The organism is Streptomyces sp. (assembly GCF_019510245.1).
Lineage (GTDB): Bacteria > Actinomycetota > Actinomycetes > Streptomycetales > Streptomycetaceae > Streptomyces.
Window position 1 is genome coordinate 23,104 of sequence record NZ_JAEKKT010000129.1, and the last position, 18,194, is coordinate 41,297.

Here is an 18,194-nt window from a genome sequence, read left to right on the forward strand (position 1 = left end):
TCTCCCTGACCTTCTCTGACACTCCGCCAGTAGAAAACAGCACGAACGGTCTGTCAACAAGCGAACGACCGGACCGTTTTCGGCGATCCGGCGAGAACGGTCCGACGCGTGCGCTCCCCTCCCGCCGATCGCCGAAACGGCAGCACAGTGCGGCTGTTCCGGCGACTGACGGGTCAGGCGCCGTCGCGGCGACCCTTCGGACCGGCGACGACATCGGGCGGGATTTCGCCCCCCATGAGCAACCATAAACAGACCATCCGGTCGGTTATTTGGCCGCCGCTCGGGTCAGCCGTCCTGCCCGCCGGTGCCGACGGGGACGGCGAGCAGCAGGATGCCGAGTGCCAGGACCGCCAGTCCGCACCAGGAGACGGCCGGCAGGCGCTCGCCCAGGACCGTGACCCCCAGGACCGCGGCCACGGCCGGCTCGGCCAGCGTCAGGGTCGTCGCGACCTGCGGGGTGGTGTGGCCGAGGCCGTACCCGAACAGGCGGTAGCAGAGGAAGGTGGTGATCGCCCCCAGATACAGGACGACCGCTGCTCCCCGTGCCGTCAGCAGCACGCCGGCGCCGCCCCACAGCGCCACCGGCAGTACGAGCAGTGCCGCTCCTGCGAACATCACGCCCAGCACCGCGCCGGAGGCATGCCCACGGCCGATGAGCTGCCCGCCGACCAGGGCGTACCCGGCGTACGACAGGCCCGCGAGCCCGGCCAGCAGCACGCCGAGGGCGTCCACGGGCGCGCCGTCACCGGCGAGTCCCGGGCCGAGGACGAGCACCGTGCAGCCGAGGACGGCTGCCGCGGTCGCGGCGGCCCAGCGGGCCGAGGGCCGGGACCGGCGGGTGAGCCAGGCGAGGAGACCGGCGAGGACGGGGGCGCCGCCGAGCGCGACCACGGTGGCCACGGCCACGCCGGTACGTGCGACGGCCGGGTAGAAGGTGAGCGGGTAGCCGGCCACCGCGAGGGTGCCCAGGGCGAGCAGTCGGCGTTCGCCGCCGTTGCAGACCCCGGCCAGGGAGCGGCCGCCGGGTGCGGTCAGGAACAGCAGCGGGCCGCCGAGGGCCAGGCCGGCGGCGCCGATGACGGCGGCCGGCACTCCGGCGGGGGCGAGGGAACTGGCGGTTCCGGTGGACCCCCACAGCACGGCGGCCGTGAGGATCGGCAGCGGTCCGGCGAACGGACCGGTGCGGCGGGGACGCGGGCGCGCGGCGGTGGCGCCGTCCAGCGCTCGGGAAGAGCGGTCGGAGCGGGATGAGGTGTCGTTCGGCACAGTCGTGAACTTCCGTCGTCGAATACCGTCTGCGGACTGGTTTCGATACGGGCGCACGACACAGGCCCTCGGCCGCCGCGAGGGCAGGGCCGGGAGCTCGGCTTCGTTCCGTCGGCGTGTGCGCCCGTCAGGCGCAGAGCGGCGGCAGAACGACGTGCCAGTAGGTGTTCACGGGAGGATCGTACCGGAGGGGCCGAAGGGAGCCGGCGTGCGGATCGATCCTGTCGCTTCCGTGATCGTCGGTATCCACCCCTCGCACGTCGATGACATGCCTGACGTCACTTGTCGTATAGTTCGACCAAGTTTTGGCCAACGTGCGTCGATATCGTTTCCCGGTGCCTGGCCGTGGGAGAGACTCACCCGCGGAGGGGGGACGAGCACGTTCGTTTCACGCCGGACGTGCCATCCCGCAGTGTCGCGTCGCCCAGGGGAAGGCGGCGAGCAGACCAGCGGAGGAATGCATGACGCAGTCGCTTCCGGGGCAGCGCCCTGCCCAGGAGCAGGCGGTCACCGGACACGGGCGGCCACCCGTCGTCGTGATCGGCGCCGGGCCCTACGGGCTGTCGGTGGCCGCCCACTTGCGGGCGGCGCAGGTGCCGGTGCGCGTCTTCGGTGACGTGATGGGCAGTTGGCGGCACGCCATGGCCACCGGGATGTACCTGAAATCGACGCCGGCCGCGACCGACCTGTCGGCGCCGGAGCCGGGCGGCCGGCTGGCGGACTTCCGGCGCGAGCACGGCGAGCCGGAACTGACCGAGCTGACACCGATTCCGTGCGACGTCTTCGTCCGGTACGGACAGTGGTTCCAGAAGCGGTACGTCGGCGGGGTCGAGCCGGCCCGGGTGACGGCCGTCGAGCGGGCTGCGGCCGGACCCAGCTTCGTCGTCCGGCTGGACGACGGGACGGAGATGGCCGCCTCGGCCGTCGTGGTGGCGACCGGGCTGAACGGTCTCGCCCATGTACCGGACGAGTTGCGGCAGCTCGCTCCCGAGGGTCCGGGCCCGCGGGCGCACGTGTCGCACACCAGCCACCACACGGATCTGTCCGTGTACGCGGGACGGCGGGTGGCCGTCATCGGCGGTGGCCAGTCCGCGCTGGAGAGCGCCGCGCTGCTGCACGAGGCAGGCGCCGAGACGCAGGTCCTGGTCCGCGAGCGGACGGTGCTCTGGGGCATGACGCCCGATCTGGCCCGGCCCTGGACGCAGCGGCTGGTCAAACCGGCTTCTCCCCTCGGCACGGGCTGGGTCCTGGCCGGTGTCTGCGCGTCACCGGGTGCCGTACGCCTGCTGCCCGCGGCGGCCCGGCTGCTGCTGTTCCGGCGGGCGCTCGGCCCCTCGGGCGGCTGGTGGCTGCGGGACCGGGTGGAAGGTGTCGTACCGGTGCACACCTCGCGCCGGGTCACGGGCGCCGTGGTGCACGGGCCGGAGGTGCGTCTGGACGTCGCGGGCCCCGGGGGCGGGCGCGAGTCCCTCACGGTGGACCATGTGCTGGCGGCCACCGGGTACCGGCTGGACCTGGACGCACTGCCGTTCCTGTCGCCCACGGTGCGGCGCGCGGTGGCGTGCGTGCCGGGCTCGAAGGCGCCCGCGCTGCGCGGGACGTTCGAGTCGTCGGTGCCCGGCCTGTACTTCACCGGTTCGCTCGCGGCGCCGATGTTCGGGCCGATGATGCGGTTCGTGGCGGGCACGGAGTTCGCCGCCGTCCGCATCTCCCGGCACGTCGCGGCCGTCTGAGGAAGCCGTCGGCCGGTCCTGGCGGGCCCGTCGGCCGATCTGGCGGCCCGTCAGCCGGTCCTGGCGGGGCCGTCAGCCGATCCTGGCGAGCGGGTTCGCCGTGCCGGGTGGCGGGGTGCCGTCGGCGGGGGCCGACAGGACCGACTGCCGTATCCGGCCCAGCGCGGCCGAGGGTTCCAGGCCCTGGTCGCGCACCAGAGTGGTACGCAGTCGCCGGTAGGCGTCCAGGGCGTCGCTACGGCGGCCCGAGCGGTGCAGGGCGAGCATGAGCTGGCCGCACAGGCTCTCGTGGGTGGGGTGCCGGTCGGCCAGCACGGTGAGTTCGGGGATCAGCTCACGGTGGCGGCCGAGCCGCAGGTCGGCCTCGATGCGCTGGTCCAGCGCGCACAGCCGGCTCTCCTCCAGTGCCCGGACACGAATGCTCAGGTACTCCCCGGCGGTGATGTCGGCCAGGGCCGGCCCCTGCCACAGGTCGAGCGCGGCGCGCAGCAGCCGGGCCGCCTCGCGCTGGTCACCGGCCTCCCTCGTCCGGTATCCGGTTCCGGCGATCCGCTCGAACTCCCTTACGTCGCTGGTGCCTTCACCGCTGTCGAGCAGGTAGCCGCCGGGTACGGTGCGCAACACCTCCTTGGCGGTGCGCGCGCCGGCGCCGTCGCCGGCCCCTCGCAGTGCCGGGGCGATGAGGTCGCGCAGGTGCATGACGTACGTCTGCAGGGTGGGGCGGGCACTGCGCGGCGGCCGTCGTCCCCAGAGCTCCTCGGACAGCGTGCCGACGGTGACCGCCTGGTCGGCGTGGAGCGCGAGCACGGCGAGCACCTGGCGTGGCTTGGGTGCCGTCGGGACGACGGAGACGCCGTTCTCCCGCACGTCGAGAGTGCCGAGTATGCGGATGTCCATGCCGTCCCCCCTGCTCGTCCGCCACCGTGGGTGGTGCGGGGCGGTTCCCGGGCTCCCGAGTCAAAAACGGCGCGGACGGTTTGTCAAACGGGACTCCGGCCGCTTGGCAGGCTCTTGGCCCGCCGGGAGTCGGGTACCGTGACGCTCGCGAACTGGTCGCCTCGCGCCGCGAGTTGGGGCAGCACCAGGGACCAGAACTGCTCGACGTGCCGGGCGGAGAGCCGGTCGCGGTCCTCCGAGCCGAGCACTTCGAAGCCGATCGTCGCAGCGACTATCACCGCGGCCACCCGGTCCGGTGACACCCCGTCGGCCAGTTCCCCGGCGTGCTGTGCCCGCAGCAGTTCCTCGCACACCCAGGCACGCCACCAGGAGCCGAAGCCCATGCCGTTCTTGCGGGAGGGATCGACGCTCAGCTTGAATCCGGCGCGGACGACGACGTCGGCGGAGACCGCGGCCAGGACCTCCCGCACCACCGTGACCAGCAGATGCAGTCCGGAGGCGGTGGACGGCCGCCTGTCGGCGACCAGTTGCCCGACGGCCCTCCGGGCCGCGCTCTCCACCTCGCTCGCGAGGGCTTCCTTGCTGGGGAAATGGAAGTGCAGCGCTCCGGCGCTCACTCCGGCCCGCCTGCTGATCGCGGGCAGCGAGGACAGGGCGTACCCGTCGGCGGCGAAGATCTCGGCGGCGGCGAGAACGAGGGCCTGCCGGGTTCGGGCCGCCCGGAGCTGCTTGACCAACGCGTCCCCCTGTCGTCCGGGCGGATCCGGGATCCAACGGCCCGTTCCCCTGAGCCTGCAACATTGCGCTTCGAGAATTTCAGTAAACAGCACGATCGGTAGGTTGCCGGGGTTCGAGGCCCGGCCGGACGACGACGGCTGTACCCACGCGCCCCGCAGGCACCGGCCCGTGACAAACCAGGCGGGCGGTTTGGTCGGAGGCTGGTCAGGCCTCGGTGGGCACGGGCGATTCCTGCCGCTGACGCTCGGCTTCCTCGACGACCCGGGCGCCCCGGTCGGGCGCGGTGTCCAGCCGGATCAGGGCCGCGGGAGTGGCTATGGCCGGCAGTACGTGGTTGTAGAGGACGGAGATCCGGTCGTTGAGGTCGGTCCAGTCGGAGACCACCTCGGACATGAACTGGGTCCCGATCCAGGCCCCGAGGAAGCACTCGGCGGTCTCGCGCGGTGTGACGTGCGGCAGTACCTCCCCGCGCTCCTTCGCCTCCACGAGCTTGTCCGTGACCAGCTCGGTCCAGGCGGGCCACGCGCTGCCGAACAGGGAGCGTCCCTGGAGGTCGGCGGAGAGCCTTATGCCCGCGAGGAGGATGACCTCCTTGGGGATCCGGTGGGCCAGCGTCATGCCGATGTCCACCCACTCCTGGAGCTTGAGCTCGCGCGGCACCCAGTAGTCGTCGCTGATCTGGGCGTTGATCACCCCCCGCGCGAGGGCTTCCTTGGAGTCGAAGTGGAAGTACAGGGCACCCTTGGTGACTCCGGCCCGCTCGAGGATCTCGGCGATCGTCGCCGCCGTGTACCCGCGCTCGGCGAAGACCGCGGCGGCGGCCTCGACAACAGCGCGCCGGGTCCGAATCGCACGCTCCTGACGCGCCATGGGGACCCCTCCTCGGTCAAAACAAAACCGGACGTGACGTACCTTACCCCAATCGGGGGTCGGCATTTCGGCCGTGCCGGACCGATTCCCGGCCCGGTCCCACCGCTTCCCGGCCCGGTCCCGCGCGGGAACCGGAGCCTCGGCGCGGGCGACCTGCCGGGCAGTTCAGCAGGCGGTGCGTCCGCCGTCCACGGTAAGTGTGGCACCCGTGGCGAAGCCCGCCCTGCCTACGCCCTGCCTACGCCCTGCCTACGCCCTGCCGCTGCCGGCGCCGGCGACGGGGCCGACCCGGCGGTGCGGCCTCCTCCCCCGCGGTCGTCCGCTCACCTCACGTGCGCAGGAGAGGAGTCGGCGCCCTGCCAGACGGTGCCGAGCCCGGCCTCGCGGTCGAGGGTGCGCAGGCGCTCCTCGTCGATCTCGTCGAGGCCGCCGACCAGGTGCCGGACGCCGAGTTCACGCATCAGCTCCCGCTGGAAGCCGTGTTCGAAGGTGCTGGGACGGCCGACGAAGGGCACGTCCAGCTCCTTGGCGTGACCGGCGAAGCGGGCGACGTCGTCGATGAAGACGGCCTGGTGGTAGTCGAGGCCGAAGCGGTCCCGGACGATCTCCCGGATGCCGGGGCGGAAGCCGTCGGTGCAGATGTAGTGCGGGGCGGTGAACAGGTGCTCCCAGGCACCCAGATGACGGCGGAAATGGGTCTCGTCGAGGCCGCCGTAGCAGATGACGTCCAGGCCCAGGCCGCGCAGGCGGTGCAGGAGTTCCTCGGCGCCGTCGAGGGTGTGGACGGGGTGGTCGCGCACGTACTGCTCACGCTCGGCGAAGTAGTCGGCGATGGCCCCCCGCTCGCTCACCCCGGCGCCGGTCTCCGCCAGCAGCACCTTGGCGGCCGCGAGCCGGGACTGCGAGAAGAGCCGCTGCTCCAGTTCCCGGGTGTACGTGCCGCCGTACTTGAGGACGAGCCGGTGCAGGACGGGACTGAAGCTGTCGTTGAGCAGGACGCCGTCGATGTTGACGGCGGCGAGGCGCAGAGTGCGCAATGGTTTCATCGGGTCTCCCTCTCGCGGGCCGTTCGACCATCATGCAGGGGCTGTCGGGGCGAGGTGGGGTTCATGTGCCGCGACGGGCGGGCCAACTCCCGGGATTCTGGCCGAAAGAAACCGTCGAAGGGGTTTCCAGGGAGCGGTGCGGACCTCGCGTCCATCGACAACAGGCCACCGACATCCGCCAGTTAGTCCGTTTTTCGCTGTGCCTTCGGCGTGGTTGAGAGTAAAAATATTTGGCCAAACCACCACTGAACGGAGTCATGCATGGATCGAGTCGCACCGCGCTGGGTGCATCCTTTACCTGGTGGCCAACCCGAGAAAACCGTGAGGTCCGTATCTTATAGGCGTCGAACAGAGCTTCAAGCCAGCGAAGAGCTTTCCGACGGGGGGCCATCAGTGAGTCTGTCCGCGAGCGGGGTCGGGGTCGGGCTGCCCGTGCTGCCCCAGCTGACCACCACGGTCCCCAAGGAGTACGTCCACCGCGCCTCCCTCGCCGAGGTGTTCCTCACCGGCTGCACCGCCCAGGACGGCAGGCGGCGATTCTCCCTCATCGGACAGTGGCCCCGCGCCCACACGTTCTTCAACAGCGCCGACGGTTCGAGTCACGACCCGCTCCAGGCCGCCGAGACCTTTCGCCAGGCCGGCATGTACGTGACGCACGCGGAACACGGCGTACCGCTCGGCCATCACTTCGTGCTGTGGTCGCTCAGTTGCCACACCCACCTGGAGCGGTTGCGGATCGCCTCCCGCCCCACCGACTTCCAGCTCGACGTGACCTGCCCGGACCCGGCACCGCGCGGCCGGGCGTCCGCGCGCCTGATGGGCATCGGGTTCACCCTGCTCCGGGACGGTGCCCCCGTGGCCCACGGGGAGGGGCGGTACTCCATCGTCACACCGCCCGTCTACGCCCGGCTGCGTGCCAACCGGCCGGAGAGGCAGCCGGCTTCGGCAGGCCCGGCCGTCGCGGCCGGCCCGATGCCACCGGCGGCCGTCGGCCGCACCTCTCCGGCCGACGTGGTGCTGACGGCCACGGAGGCGCCGGACCGCTGGCTGCTCACCCCGGACCTGGACCACCCGATCCTGTTCGACCACGACGGCGACCACCTGCCCGGCATGGTCCTGATGGAGGGCGCCCGGCAGGCCGCCTGCGCCCGGCTGGCGCCCCGCGCCCTGATTCCGGCGAGCACGTCCACGTCGTTCAACCGCTACGTCGAACTGGACAGCCCCTGCTGGATCGACGTCACGGAGGTGACGGCCAGGGGCGACGGCACGGCGACCGTCGACGTCGTCGGCGTACAGGACGGCGAGGTCGTCTTCACGTCCACGGTGAGCGGACCGCTCGTCCAGGCCTGACGAGGGACGCCGCTGTGGCACACCATCGCCGCCGGCCCCCTCTACGGGGACCGGCGGCGGATGTCTCACCGGTCAGCGACGGTGGCTGAAGCCGTGCCGGTCCTCCACGGCCGGGTGGGCGAAGCCGTGCCGCTCGTCCCCCGGACGGTGGGCGAAGCCGTGCCGCTCGTCCCCCGGACGGTGGGCGAAGCCGTGCCGCTCGTCCCCCGGACGGTCGGCGAAGCCGTGCCGCTCGTCCCCCGGACGGTCGGCGAAGCCGTGCCGCTCGTCCCCGGGACGGTCGGCGAAGGCGTGCCGCTCGTCCGCGTCGCGGCGGTGGTGCAGGCCCCAGGAGGCGGAGTCGACGTAGCGCCCGCGGTCGTTGCGCAGGGTGGCGGTGTCGGCGTCGCGGTTCCACACGGAGGAGCGGCGGTCCTGGTACAGGTCCGTCCTGGTGTCCCGGCCCTCCCCGGTGTGGACGCGGACCGTGGTGCCCCCCGCCAGCCGGTAATGGCGGAAGGTGTAGCGGTTGCCGTCGGCGTCCGACAGCGACCAGCCGCTGAGGTTCACCTCCCGGCGCGAGGTGTTGGTGACGTCCACCCACTCCCGGTTCAGGGCGCGGCCGGAGAAGACCGCGCGGCCCTGCAGGTCGTGCTGTACGGCACTGATGACGACCGCGTCGCGGTGCGGCACCGCGGGTCGGGCGACGGTCGCCGCGGCCGGCAGGGCCGTGACGCCCACCAGGGCGGCCGCCACTGCGGCGGCGGAACCGAGACGGCGGGCGGTCGCGGAAACGGAAACGGACACGTGGTCCCCCTTCGCGGGGTTCGAGCACACTCCAGCCGCGTGCCGCGTGAAACCACAGGCCGCGCCGGGTGTGTGGGGCGAGATGGCGACCGGTCGGCCGCGCAGCCACACCCTGCGCCCCCGACGCGCACAGACCGGGCGACACACGGCGCCTATTACGGATCCTTCGCTTTCCTATGACTCTCGGATGTAACGTCCATTTATTAGTTGAATGGGCGGATTTGACACCTCTTCGCCCTATTCTGCCCCGCAGGCAGCGGCCTCGGCCGCCACCGGCCCCAGGGGTGAACAGCGCCCGGTTCACCCGAAAGTGAGTAACAGTCAGCACCCGATCGGCTCCCCGGCAGCGGGCGATCTTCCGTGCGTCACGAGGAATTTCCAAACTGGTTAGTAACAAGGGGGGGTCGGGAGAAAGCGTTTGCCGCTACGTTTTGGCGTGCCTCATTGGCATGCCCACAACCCTCAGCGCACACCCTCCCCGTAGGAGAAACCCCCATGCGCAGACTCGTTGCCTGTCTGGCGGCCGCGGTTGCCGCTCTCGGCGGGCTCACGGCGACGGCCTCTCCGGCCGCGGCGGCCGGCTCGGGCACGTTCAGCGTGCTCACGTACAACGTCGCCGGACTTCCGGAAGGCCTGTCGAGCGCACCCACCCCGCGCGACACCAGCACCACGGAGATCGGCAAGCGCATCGCGCCGTACGACATCGTCAACGTCCAGGAGGACTTCAACTACCACGCGTACCTGTACGCCACCGACACGCACCCCTACCGCACCGCCACCAGCGGCGGGGCGGGTATCGGCAGCGGCCTCAACACCGTCTCCGACCACGACTGGGACGAGGACGACTTCCAGCGCGTCGGCTGGAACTCCTGCCAGATCGACTCGGGCGACTGCCTCACGCCGAAGGGCTTCACCTTCATGCGCGAGCGGCTCGCCGAGGGCGTCTACGTCGACTTCTACAACCTGCACACCAACGCGGGCACGAACGACGGCGACGAGGCCTCCCGGGCTGACAACCTCAGCCAGCTCACCGACTTCATCAGCACCCACTCGGCCGGCAACGCCGTCGTGGTGATGGGTGACACCAACACCCGCTACACCCGCTCCGCCGACACCATCGCGGAGTTCGCCGCCGCCAACGGGCTCACCGACGCCTGGGTACAGCTGATCCGCGGCGGCAGCGCGCCGGCCAAGGGCAGCGACGCGCTGGTCTGCGACCAGTCCGGGGCGACCGTCCCCAACACCTGCGAGGTCGTCGACAAGGTCCTGTACCGCGGCAGCAAGCTCGTCAGCCTCAACGCAACCTCGTACAACAACGAGCACGCCAAGTTCCTGACGAGCGACGGGCTGATGCTCTCCGACCACGACCCGATCACGGTCGGCTTCTCCTGGTCGCAGAACGCCGCCTTCCAGTTGAGCGACCAGTTCGGCGGTCCGCACGGCGACTACTACCAGGACATCGACAAGGTGGCGGCCGGTGCCCGCGCCACCAGCATCTCGCTGCGCTCCGGCTCCCGCGTCGACCAGGTGGGCGTCGCCCTCGCCGACGGCACGACGCTGACCCACGGCGGCACCGGCGGCACCGCGTCCTCGCTGACCCTGGGCAGCAGCGAGTACGTGACGACGGCGTACCTGTGCGAGGGCAAGTACAACGACACCACCCGCATCTTCTACGCGAAGTTCACCACCAACCTGGGCCGCACCCTCGCCGGCGGTACGACGACCTCGGACTGCGTGACGCGCACCGCCCCGTCGGGCTGGCAGATCGCCGGCTTCCACGGCCGCTCCGGTGACGAGGTGGACAAGGTCGGCTTCATCTACACGAAGCGCTGACCGCGCCCGGCCGGCCGGCGGACCGTTCGTCACGTCCGCCGGCCGGCCGGGCGAGCGGCACATCGGCGATGATGGCCGCATGGCCGCCCTGTACCTCCGCATCGACGCCACCGACCTGCCCGGCCGCTCCTGCACGGCACCCGAGGAAAGCGGTCTCTCCCGCTACGGCGACATCCACGTCGCGGTACAGCACCGCAACCGCCCCGGCGAGTTGCTCGACCCGCAGCCCGGCGACGCCGCCTCCGCGACCTGGACCCTGCCGTGCACGGCTGCGGTCTCGGCCACCGGCGTCGACTTCACCGGGCCGTACGTCCAGGGCGGTCCCGGCGGCCGGTTCGTCTACCTGTCCTGGGGAACCGTGGACGCCGGGGGCGCCTTCACGATGTTCCGCCGGGCCAAGCTGATGCTCGGTGCCGTCCCCGGTGCGGTGGCCGAGGCGGCCGCGCGGGACGGTCTGCTGGTCGGCCGCCTCGGGCTGACCGACGCCCGGGGCATGCCGCTCTGCGCACGGGTCGTACCGCCGGCCGTCGTCTGGAGTGCCGGGAGTGGTCCGGGTCGGTAGAGCCGGGGGCGGTAAGCGCTACCCGTTCAGCCCGCCGAACGGACCGAGGGGAACAGGCCATCCACCCGGTGGTCCGTGTGTTGAGCACCGATGGTTTTGGTTGAGCTTTGTACCACTTTCGGAGAAACCGCTTCACACAAACACTGACCGATCCCGATCGCCGGGTGTTAGAAATTGGCCACAGAACGTCGGGCTGCGCACAGCCCTGCACGCCATCCCTGTTGTGAAATGGGACGATCTTGTCCAAGTCCAGACCTCTGACCGGCAATTGGCGCGTCGCGAGACGCCTCCAGGCCATCCTGCTCATCCCGGTGCTCGTGGCCCTCGGCCTCGGCGGCCTCCGGGTGAAGAACTCGATCGACACGCTGCGGGACGCCAACGACGCGGTGCACGTGGCGGAGTTGGTCCAAGCGGCGAACGCCTACGCCAGTGACGCGATCAACGAGCGCGACGTGTCGGTCATCCCACTCCTTCAGGGGAAGCGGGACGCCCCCGCCGTGGTGGCGGCCCGCAAGGTCACCGACGCCGACGCGAGGGCGTTCGACGCCGCGGTGGCCCGGGCACCGAAGACCGCCGGACTCACCCGGCGGATCGAGCTGGTGCGGGCGGGCGAGAAACAGCTGCCGGCGGTGCGGGCCGACGCGTTCACGGCCAAGTCGTCGGGGGTGCAGACGGAGGAGAGCTACCACGCCGTCCAGCACCCGCTGATGGAGCTCTCGAACGAATTGGGCTTCGGCAGCAACAACCAGGCGAGCTTCGGGCGGACCCTGTACGCCATCTCCCTGACCCAGGCGGCGGAGTCCCTGGTCCGCAGCATCGGCACGCACCTGCTGGTGGAGGATCGCGACGCGCTCGCCGAGGGCGAACTGCAGAACCAGCTCGGCTCGTTCAGCTCCTACGCCTATCTGGAGCAGGTGGGCCTCCAGGAGTACGCGGGCGCCGGTACCGCCGGGGACATGACCCGGCTGCGGGCGGCGCTGGCGGACGCGCAGAAGAAGGGTACCCAGCAGACGGCCGAGGCCGCCCGCAAAGCCCAGGCGGCCGGGCAGGCCTTCGTCACGCCGCCGGCCCTGCCGAAGATGATCAGTGAGATCGCCGCCGGGAGGACGACCGAGCAGCTGGCCGCCGAGGGCATCACGCCCGAGTCGTTCTTCGCCGCCTCCGCGCTCGCCTTCGATGCCTACCGGGGTATCGAGGTGCATCTCACCGACACCGCCCTCGCCGGCGCCCGCAGCGTCGCCGCCGACGCCGGACGGGACGCGATCACCAACGGCTCCGCCGCGCTCGGCGCCGTACTCGCGGCCGTTCTCCTCGCCGCCTGGGTGGCCCGCTCGATGAGCCGGGGCATGCGCAGGCTCAGCGCCTCGGCGATCCAGATCGCGGAGCAGCGGCTGCCCGCGGTGATCACCCAGTTGTCGCAGGCCGTGCCCGGCCAGGTGGACACCGGGGTCGCGCCGATCCCGATCACCACCACCGACGAGATAGGCGAGGTCGCCCGCGCCTTCGACCACGTGCACCGGGAGGCGGTCCGGCTGGCCGCCGAGCAGGCCCTGCTGCGCGGCAACATCAACACGATCTTCACCAACCTGTCCCGCCGCAACCAGTCGCTGATCGAGCGCCAACTCGCCCTCATCACCGACCTGGAGGAGCGCGAGGCCGACCCCGAGCAGCTGGCGAACCTGTTCAAGCTCGACCACCTGGCCACCCGGGTGCGCCGCAACGGCGAGAACCTGCTGGTGCTGGGCGGCGAGCGCCCCAGACAGCAGTGGGACCACCCGCTCCCCCTGGTCGACGTCATCCGGGCGGCGGCCTCCGAGGTGGAGCAGTACGAGCGGATCGAGCTGGCGGGCATCCCGGAGACCGAGATCCACGGCCGGGCCGTCACCGACCTGGTGCACCTGCTCGCGGAACTGCTGGAGAACGCCACGTCGTTCTCCTCACCGCGCTCGACGGTGCGGGTCACGGCGACCCGGCTGCCGGACACCCGGATCATGGTCGAGATCCATGACCAGGGCATCGGCCTGGTGCCAGAGGACTTCGCGCAGATCAACCACAAGCTCGCGAACCCGCCGACCGCCGACGCCGATGTCTACCAGTACATGGGCCTGTTCGTGGTGGGCAGGCTCGCCGACCGGCACGGCATCCGGGTCCAGCTGCGGCCGGCCGCCGCAGAGTCCGGCACGACCTCCCTCGTCATGCTCCCGGGCACCGTCACCTGGCGCAGCGACACCGCGTCCGACGCCGACACGCTGGCGCTCGCGACCGTCCGGGCGCACGCCACGCCCGGGCTCGCGGCGCTGCTCGCGGACGGCCCGGCCGATCCGTTCGGCGCGCACGAGGCGTGGGACGACGGCATTCCGGCCCCCGGTCCCGCCGTGCCGTCCGGCGCCGCCGTGCCGTCCGGCGCTGCCGTGCCGTCCGGCGCTGCCGCCGCGGCCGAGGTCGCCACCGCGCCCGATGTCCCCGGCGCGTCGGACGCCTCCGCGCCGTCCGGTCGTCCCCGGCGCGGGTCGAAGCACGGCCGTCGCCCCGCCAAGGAGGGCTGAGCCTCCGGCCCCCGGATCAGGGCGGCTGCACCGGGCGCAACGCCCGCACCACCGCCCAGACGACGGAGATGAACGGCACGGCCACGACTGCGCCGATCACCCCCGCGACGATGCTGCCCGCGATGACGGACACGGCGACGGCGAGGGGGTGCAGCCGCACCGCCCAGCTCATCACCAGCGGATGCAGCACATGCCCCTCCAGCTGCCCGATGACGACGATGAGCACGAGGACCGCGACGGCCGTGAGCGGGCCGCGGCCGGCCAGCGCCACCACCGTGGCCACGCTCAGCGCGACCGGTGAGCCGACCAGCGGGACGAACGCGGCGAAGAACTCCAGCAGGGTGAGCGGCAGCGCGAGCGGCACCCGCAGGACGAGCAGGGCGACGCCCACGAGGACGGCGTTGGTGGCGGCCACGATGATGATGCCGCGGGTGTATCCGGCGAACGTCCGCCAGGCCGCGCGCCCCGCCCGGTCCCAGGCGTTGCGGGCGCCGGCGGGCAGGAGTTCGCTGCTCGTCCAGGCCCACAGCCGTTCGCCGGAGTGGATGAAGAAGACCGAGGTGAAGAGCGCGAGCGCGCCGCCGGTGACCAGTTCGACGAGGGTGCCGAAGCCGCTGAGGGCCCTGCTCGCCAGGTTCGAGCGGTGGGCCTGGACGTAGTCGACGATCTGCTGCTGGAGGTGCGACAGGGCGCCCGGTCCGAGCCGGAAGGGCGGGCGCCGCAGCCAGACCTCGATGCGGTGGATGCCGCCGCGGAACTCGTCGGCCAGCGTCGCGGACTCCTGCGCGACCGCGTTGCCCACCAGGGCCAGCAGGCCGAAGAACAGGCAGATGCTGCCGACCAGGCTCACCGCCACGGACAGCGGCCTGGGCAGCCACCGGGCCAGCACGTCGGCGAGCGGGCGCAGGACCGACGTGATGACCAGGGCCAGGAACACGGAGACGGCGATCAGCTGGAAGCGGCCGAGGACGACGAAGACGCCGTAGACGACGATGCCGACCACGATGAGCCGCCAGGCGTAGGCGGCGGCGATCCGCAGGGCGGGGACGACGACCGCGCTGACGGAGGCGGAGGCGCGCGGGTCGCGGGCCCGTCTCGGGATCCAGACCGCTCGTGCGGCCCGGCTCTCCGATGCCGCGCCACGGGTCCGGCGCGCGCGGCCCCGCCCGGCCGCCGGCCCGCCCGCACCCGCCACCGTGCCTCCTGTCGCCGGCTTCCCTCGCCTCTACAGCACGTTAGGGGCATTTCGGGCGGCGGGCGGGTTGCGGTGGGCCAAGGGGGTCAGTGCGCGGCCGTCTCGGCGACGGCGGTGCGGACGGCTCGTTCCACCAGGCTCACGCCCTTCGGCATGGACGCGTTGCCGTCGGAGAGGACCGCGACGAGGTAGTGGTGGCCGCCGGTCGTGATGCGCCCGATGCTGTTGATGTCCCACAGTCCGGTCGTGGTGCGCATGAGCCAGCCGTTCTTCAGCGCCCACCCGGCGTCGGCGGCGGCGGAGACGCCCCAGGACTGCTCGGTGGCGATCTCGCTCATCAGGGTGCCGATACGGTTCCGGGACGCCGCGTCGAGGGGCGTGCTGCCGGTGCCGAAGATCGCGCGCAGCAGTCGTATCTGATCGGCGGCGGTGGTCCGGGTGAGCCCCCACAGGCCGCCGGGACCGCCCTGGGTCGAGGTCAGTCCGAGCCGTTCGTTGGCCGACGCCAGGCCGGGGGCCTCGCCGATGGCCCGCCACAGGGCGGTGGCCGCGGTGTTGTCGCTGTCGCGGATCATCACCTGCGCCTCGGCGCTCTCCCGTGCGGTGAGGGCGCGCCGGTGGTCCCGCGCGTGGAGGAGCATGGCGGCGAGGATGTCGACCTTGACGATGCTCGCCGTGTCGTAGGGCGTGTCGTCGCCGTACACCGCGGGTTCCCCGCCGGTGGCGTCCAGGTCGAGGACGGCGGCGGTCACCCGGGCCGTGCCCCGCGCCTGGACGGTGGTGCGGAAGTCGGTGGTGCCGGAGCCGGCACCGGCCGCCATGGCCGCCGGCGCGGCTCCGGCGAGCAGGGTCACCACCGTGGCCACGACGGACAGGGTTCGGTTGAGCATGCGGAACCTTCGCAGTTCGGGTCGGAGGGACACAGAGCTGCGAACGTAGACAAAATGTCCGTCCTGCGACATGACCGCCGCCACGCCTGGACCGGTTCGGGGCCGATTGTGAGCAGAGCAACAGGGCCGGCTGTGAGCGGGGCAACACAACCGCACGCGAGACGGGCCTTCCGGTGCACGGAACACGGATTCCGCATGCCTCATCCGTGTCGGTCCGGGGAAAGAATGAGGTCAGAGCGGCGGACCTGGCCCCTGGGAGGTGCCATGAGCACATCGGCGGAACCGCGGTTGAGCGGTCTGGAGGTCCGGTCCATCGACTACGTGCCGCTGGACGAGCGGCACGGCAAGCTGTGGCATCTGGGGCCGCTGTGGTTCATGTCCAACGCGCAGATCGCCACCCTGGCCGTGGGGCTGATCAGCATCACGGAGGGCGGCAATCTGGTCTGGTCGCTGCTGGCGATCGTCGCGGGCACGCTGATCGGCACGTTCTTCATGGCGTTCCACTCGGCACAGGGGCCGCAGCTGGGTCTGCCGCAGATGATCCAGTCCCGACCGCAGTTCGGCTACGTCGGGGCGCTGCTGGTGTGGCTGTTCGCGTACGTGCAGTACGCGGGCTTCAACGTGTTCAACACCATCCTGGCCGGCCAGGCGCTCAACACGACGATCCACGGCGGGGTGAAGCTGTGGGTGGCCGTGGTCACGGTGATCGGGCTGGTCGTGGCGCTGGTGGGGTACGACGTCATCCACAAGGCCGAGCGGTTCCTGACCTACACGTTCCTGGTCGTCTTCGGGATCTTCACCGTCGGTGTGCTGGTCACGCTGCACTACCCGGCGGGCTCCTTCGACCTGGGCGCCTTCAAGGCCACACCGTTCCTGGCGCAGTTCGGCGTGGTCGCCGGCTACCAGATCAGCTGGGCCATCTACGTCTCGGACTACTCGCGCTATCTGCCGCCGGACGTCACCGTCCGCAAGACGTTCTACTGGACCTACTTCGGCTCGGCGCTCGGCGGCATCTGGCTGATGGTGCTCGGGACGCTGCTGGCCGGCTGGGCGGGCGACAGCTTCGACACGATCCCGTCGATCAACGCCGCCGGCGACAAGGTCTTCAACGGCTTCGGCGCGATCGTGCTGCTGTTCTCGGCGCTGGGCCTGATCTCGGTCACGGCGCTGAACATGTACGGCGGTTCCCTGACCCTGATCAGCGCGATCGACTCGTTCAGACGGGTACGGCCGACGCTGGGCGTGCGTCTGGTCACCCTCCTGGTGACCGCGGCGCTCTCCCTGATCGGCGCACTGGCCGCCACGTCGAACTTCCTGACGAACTTCAACAACTTCCTGCTGCTGGTGCTCTACCTGTTCATCCCGTGGACGTCCGTGAACCTGATGGACTACTACGTGGTGCGCCGGGGCCACTACGCGATCGCCGAGATCTTCAAGCCGAACGGCATCTACGGCCGCTGGGGATGGCAGGGGATCGTCTCGTACCTGGTCGGGTTCGCCGTGATGATCCCGTTCTTCTCGGTCGGCACGCTCTATGTCGGTCCCGCCGCCGAGGCGCTCGACGGCGCCGACATCTCCCTGTTCGTCGGGTTGCCGGTGTCGGCGCTGCTGTACTGGTGGCTGACCCGCTCGATCGACGTCGCGGAGGAGACCCGCATCGCCGAGGCGGAGGCCGCCGCCCTGGAGCAGGCGGCACACGAGCACCGCGAGCCGTGACCGGCGGCCGCCGGAGGCGGCAGCTGATCTCCGTGCCGGCGGACCGGTCGGCGGGGACGCTGCGCTTCCCCGTGCCGGTGTCGGCCGCTCCGGTGGACGAGGGGCCTGCCGGCACCCTCGTCGACTCGTTCCTGCTCCGGCACCACGGCCGGGTCAGTACGCGGAGTTGACGTTGTCGATGGAGCCGTACCGGTGCGCGGCGTAGTTGGCCGCGGCGGTGATGTTGGCGACCGGGTCGGTGACGCTGCCCGCGGTGCCGGCGACGTGGTACGCGTTGAAGGTGGGGTCGATGACCTGGAGCAGGCCCTTGGAGGGGGTGCCCTTCTTGGCGTTGACGTCCCAGTTGTTCTGTGCACTCGGGTTGCCGCCGGACTCGCGCATGATGTTGCGCTTGAGGCCCTCGTAGCTGCCCGGGATGCCCTTGGACTTCATGATCTGCAGGGACTGCTTGATCCAGCCGTCGAGGTTGTTGGCGGAACCGGTCTTCGAGATGGTGCGGCTGCTGTCGCCGGAGGAGGCCGTGACCGCGGTCGAGGTGTGCGCCTGCGTCATCTCGGCAGCCTGTGCGTTCGCCGGCATCAGCGTGAGGGCGGCGGCCGCGGCACCGGTCGTGACGAAGCCGGTCAGGCCGATGGTGCGCAGGCGGGCGATGCGGGTGCGGTTGATCGTGGTCATGTGTAAGCAACTCTCCGGTGGGGGACGGCGTCGGCGCCGGCCGCGGTGTGCGGCGGCGGTGGGCGGAGCCCGTACTACCGGCGGGAGGGGG

15 protein-coding genes are annotated in these 18,194 nt (G+C 71.4%); 6 read left to right on the forward strand and 9 right to left on the reverse strand.

From position 1 onward, the window contains the following. Positions 1–285: 285 nt before the first annotated feature. Positions 286–1,266: an EamA family transporter gene (locus JF597_RS16445; protein ID WP_293994966.1), complete on the reverse strand. Its 981-nt coding sequence runs from the start codon at positions 1,264–1,266 to the stop codon at positions 286–288. Between the two features lie 461 nt (positions 1,267–1,727). On the opposite strand from JF597_RS16445, the gene JF597_RS16450 reads away from it, so the two are divergent. Beyond that, positions 1,728–2,999, forward strand: coding sequence for an FAD-dependent oxidoreductase (locus tag JF597_RS16450; protein ID WP_293994968.1), 1,272 nt, complete (start codon positions 1,728–1,730; stop codon positions 2,997–2,999). Between the two features lie 72 nt (positions 3,000–3,071). On the opposite strand, the gene JF597_RS16455 is transcribed toward JF597_RS16450, so the two are convergent. The 4 genes from JF597_RS16455 to JF597_RS16470 form a co-directional block, all read right to left on the reverse strand. Then, the gene (locus JF597_RS16455; protein WP_293994970.1) at positions 3,072–3,896 is read right to left on the reverse strand and encodes an AfsR/SARP family transcriptional regulator; all 825 of its coding nucleotides are present in this window, start codon (positions 3,894–3,896) and stop codon (positions 3,072–3,074) included. 83 nt (positions 3,897–3,979) lie between these two features. Further along, complete coding sequence (locus JF597_RS16460; protein WP_293994973.1) at positions 3,980–4,633, reverse strand: ScbR family autoregulator-binding transcription factor; 654 nt, start codon at positions 4,631–4,633, stop codon at positions 3,980–3,982. A 205-nt stretch (positions 4,634–4,838) separates the two neighbouring features. Next, positions 4,839–5,504 (reverse strand): ScbR family autoregulator-binding transcription factor, encoded by a 666-nt coding sequence (locus tag JF597_RS16465; RefSeq protein WP_293994976.1) that lies wholly within the window; start codon positions 5,502–5,504, stop codon positions 4,839–4,841. Between the two features lie 323 nt (positions 5,505–5,827). Then, a complete protein-coding gene (locus JF597_RS16470) occupies positions 5,828–6,550 on the reverse strand; it encodes an HAD family phosphatase (protein WP_293994978.1) in 723 nt (240 codons plus the stop codon). Between the two features lie 393 nt (positions 6,551–6,943). Here JF597_RS16470 and JF597_RS16475 point away from each other — a divergent pair, with 393 nt between their 5' ends. Further along, entirely contained in the window at positions 6,944–7,900 is a 957-nt protein-coding gene (locus JF597_RS16475) for a ScbA/BarX family gamma-butyrolactone biosynthesis protein (protein ID WP_293994981.1), read from the forward strand. Positions 7,901–7,972: 72 nt separating this feature from the next. Here JF597_RS16475 and JF597_RS16480 read toward each other — a convergent pair whose 3' ends face one another. Further along, the gene (locus tag JF597_RS16480) at positions 7,973–8,686 is read right to left on the reverse strand and encodes a lamin tail domain-containing protein (RefSeq protein ID WP_366916407.1); all 714 of its coding nucleotides are present in this window, start codon (positions 8,684–8,686) and stop codon (positions 7,973–7,975) included. Between the two features lie 495 nt (positions 8,687–9,181). Here JF597_RS16480 and JF597_RS16485 point away from each other — a divergent pair, with 495 nt between their 5' ends. The 3 genes from JF597_RS16485 (at position 9,182) to JF597_RS16495 (ending at position 13,627) form a co-directional block, all read left to right on the forward strand. Continuing rightward, positions 9,182–10,519: a jacalin-like lectin gene (locus JF597_RS16485; protein ID WP_293994983.1), complete on the forward strand. Its 1,338-nt coding sequence runs from the start codon at positions 9,182–9,184 to the stop codon at positions 10,517–10,519. 79 nt (positions 10,520–10,598) lie between these two features. Next, the gene (locus JF597_RS16490) at positions 10,599–11,081 is read left to right on the forward strand and encodes a DUF5990 family protein (protein ID WP_293994985.1); all 483 of its coding nucleotides are present in this window, start codon (positions 10,599–10,601) and stop codon (positions 11,079–11,081) included. 239 nt (positions 11,082–11,320) lie between these two features. Continuing rightward, entirely contained in the window at positions 11,321–13,627 is a 2,307-nt protein-coding gene (locus JF597_RS16495) for a nitrate- and nitrite sensing domain-containing protein (RefSeq protein WP_293994988.1), read from the forward strand. A 16-nt stretch (positions 13,628–13,643) separates the two neighbouring features. Here JF597_RS16495 and JF597_RS16500 read toward each other — a convergent pair whose 3' ends face one another. Then, positions 13,644–14,822 (reverse strand): AI-2E family transporter, encoded by a 1,179-nt coding sequence (locus JF597_RS16500; protein WP_293994990.1) that lies wholly within the window; start codon positions 14,820–14,822, stop codon positions 13,644–13,646. Positions 14,823–14,908: 86 nt separating this feature from the next. Further along, positions 14,909–15,712, reverse strand: coding sequence for a serine hydrolase (locus JF597_RS16505; protein WP_293994993.1), 804 nt, complete (start codon positions 15,710–15,712; stop codon positions 14,909–14,911). Between the two features lie 264 nt (positions 15,713–15,976). Between JF597_RS16505 and JF597_RS16510 the strand changes: the two genes are divergently transcribed. Further along, positions 15,977–17,428 carry a cytosine permease gene (locus JF597_RS16510; RefSeq protein ID WP_293994996.1) on the forward strand — a complete coding sequence of 484 codons (1,452 nt, stop codon included), beginning with the start codon at positions 15,977–15,979 and terminating at the stop codon, positions 17,426–17,428. Between the two features lie 153 nt (positions 17,429–17,581). Here the strand turns inward: JF597_RS16510 and JF597_RS16515 are convergent, their stop codons facing one another. Further along, positions 17,582–18,103, reverse strand: coding sequence for a transglycosylase SLT domain-containing protein (locus JF597_RS16515; RefSeq protein ID WP_293994999.1), 522 nt, complete (start codon positions 18,101–18,103; stop codon positions 17,582–17,584). Between the last annotated feature and the right edge of the window lie 91 nt (positions 18,104–18,194).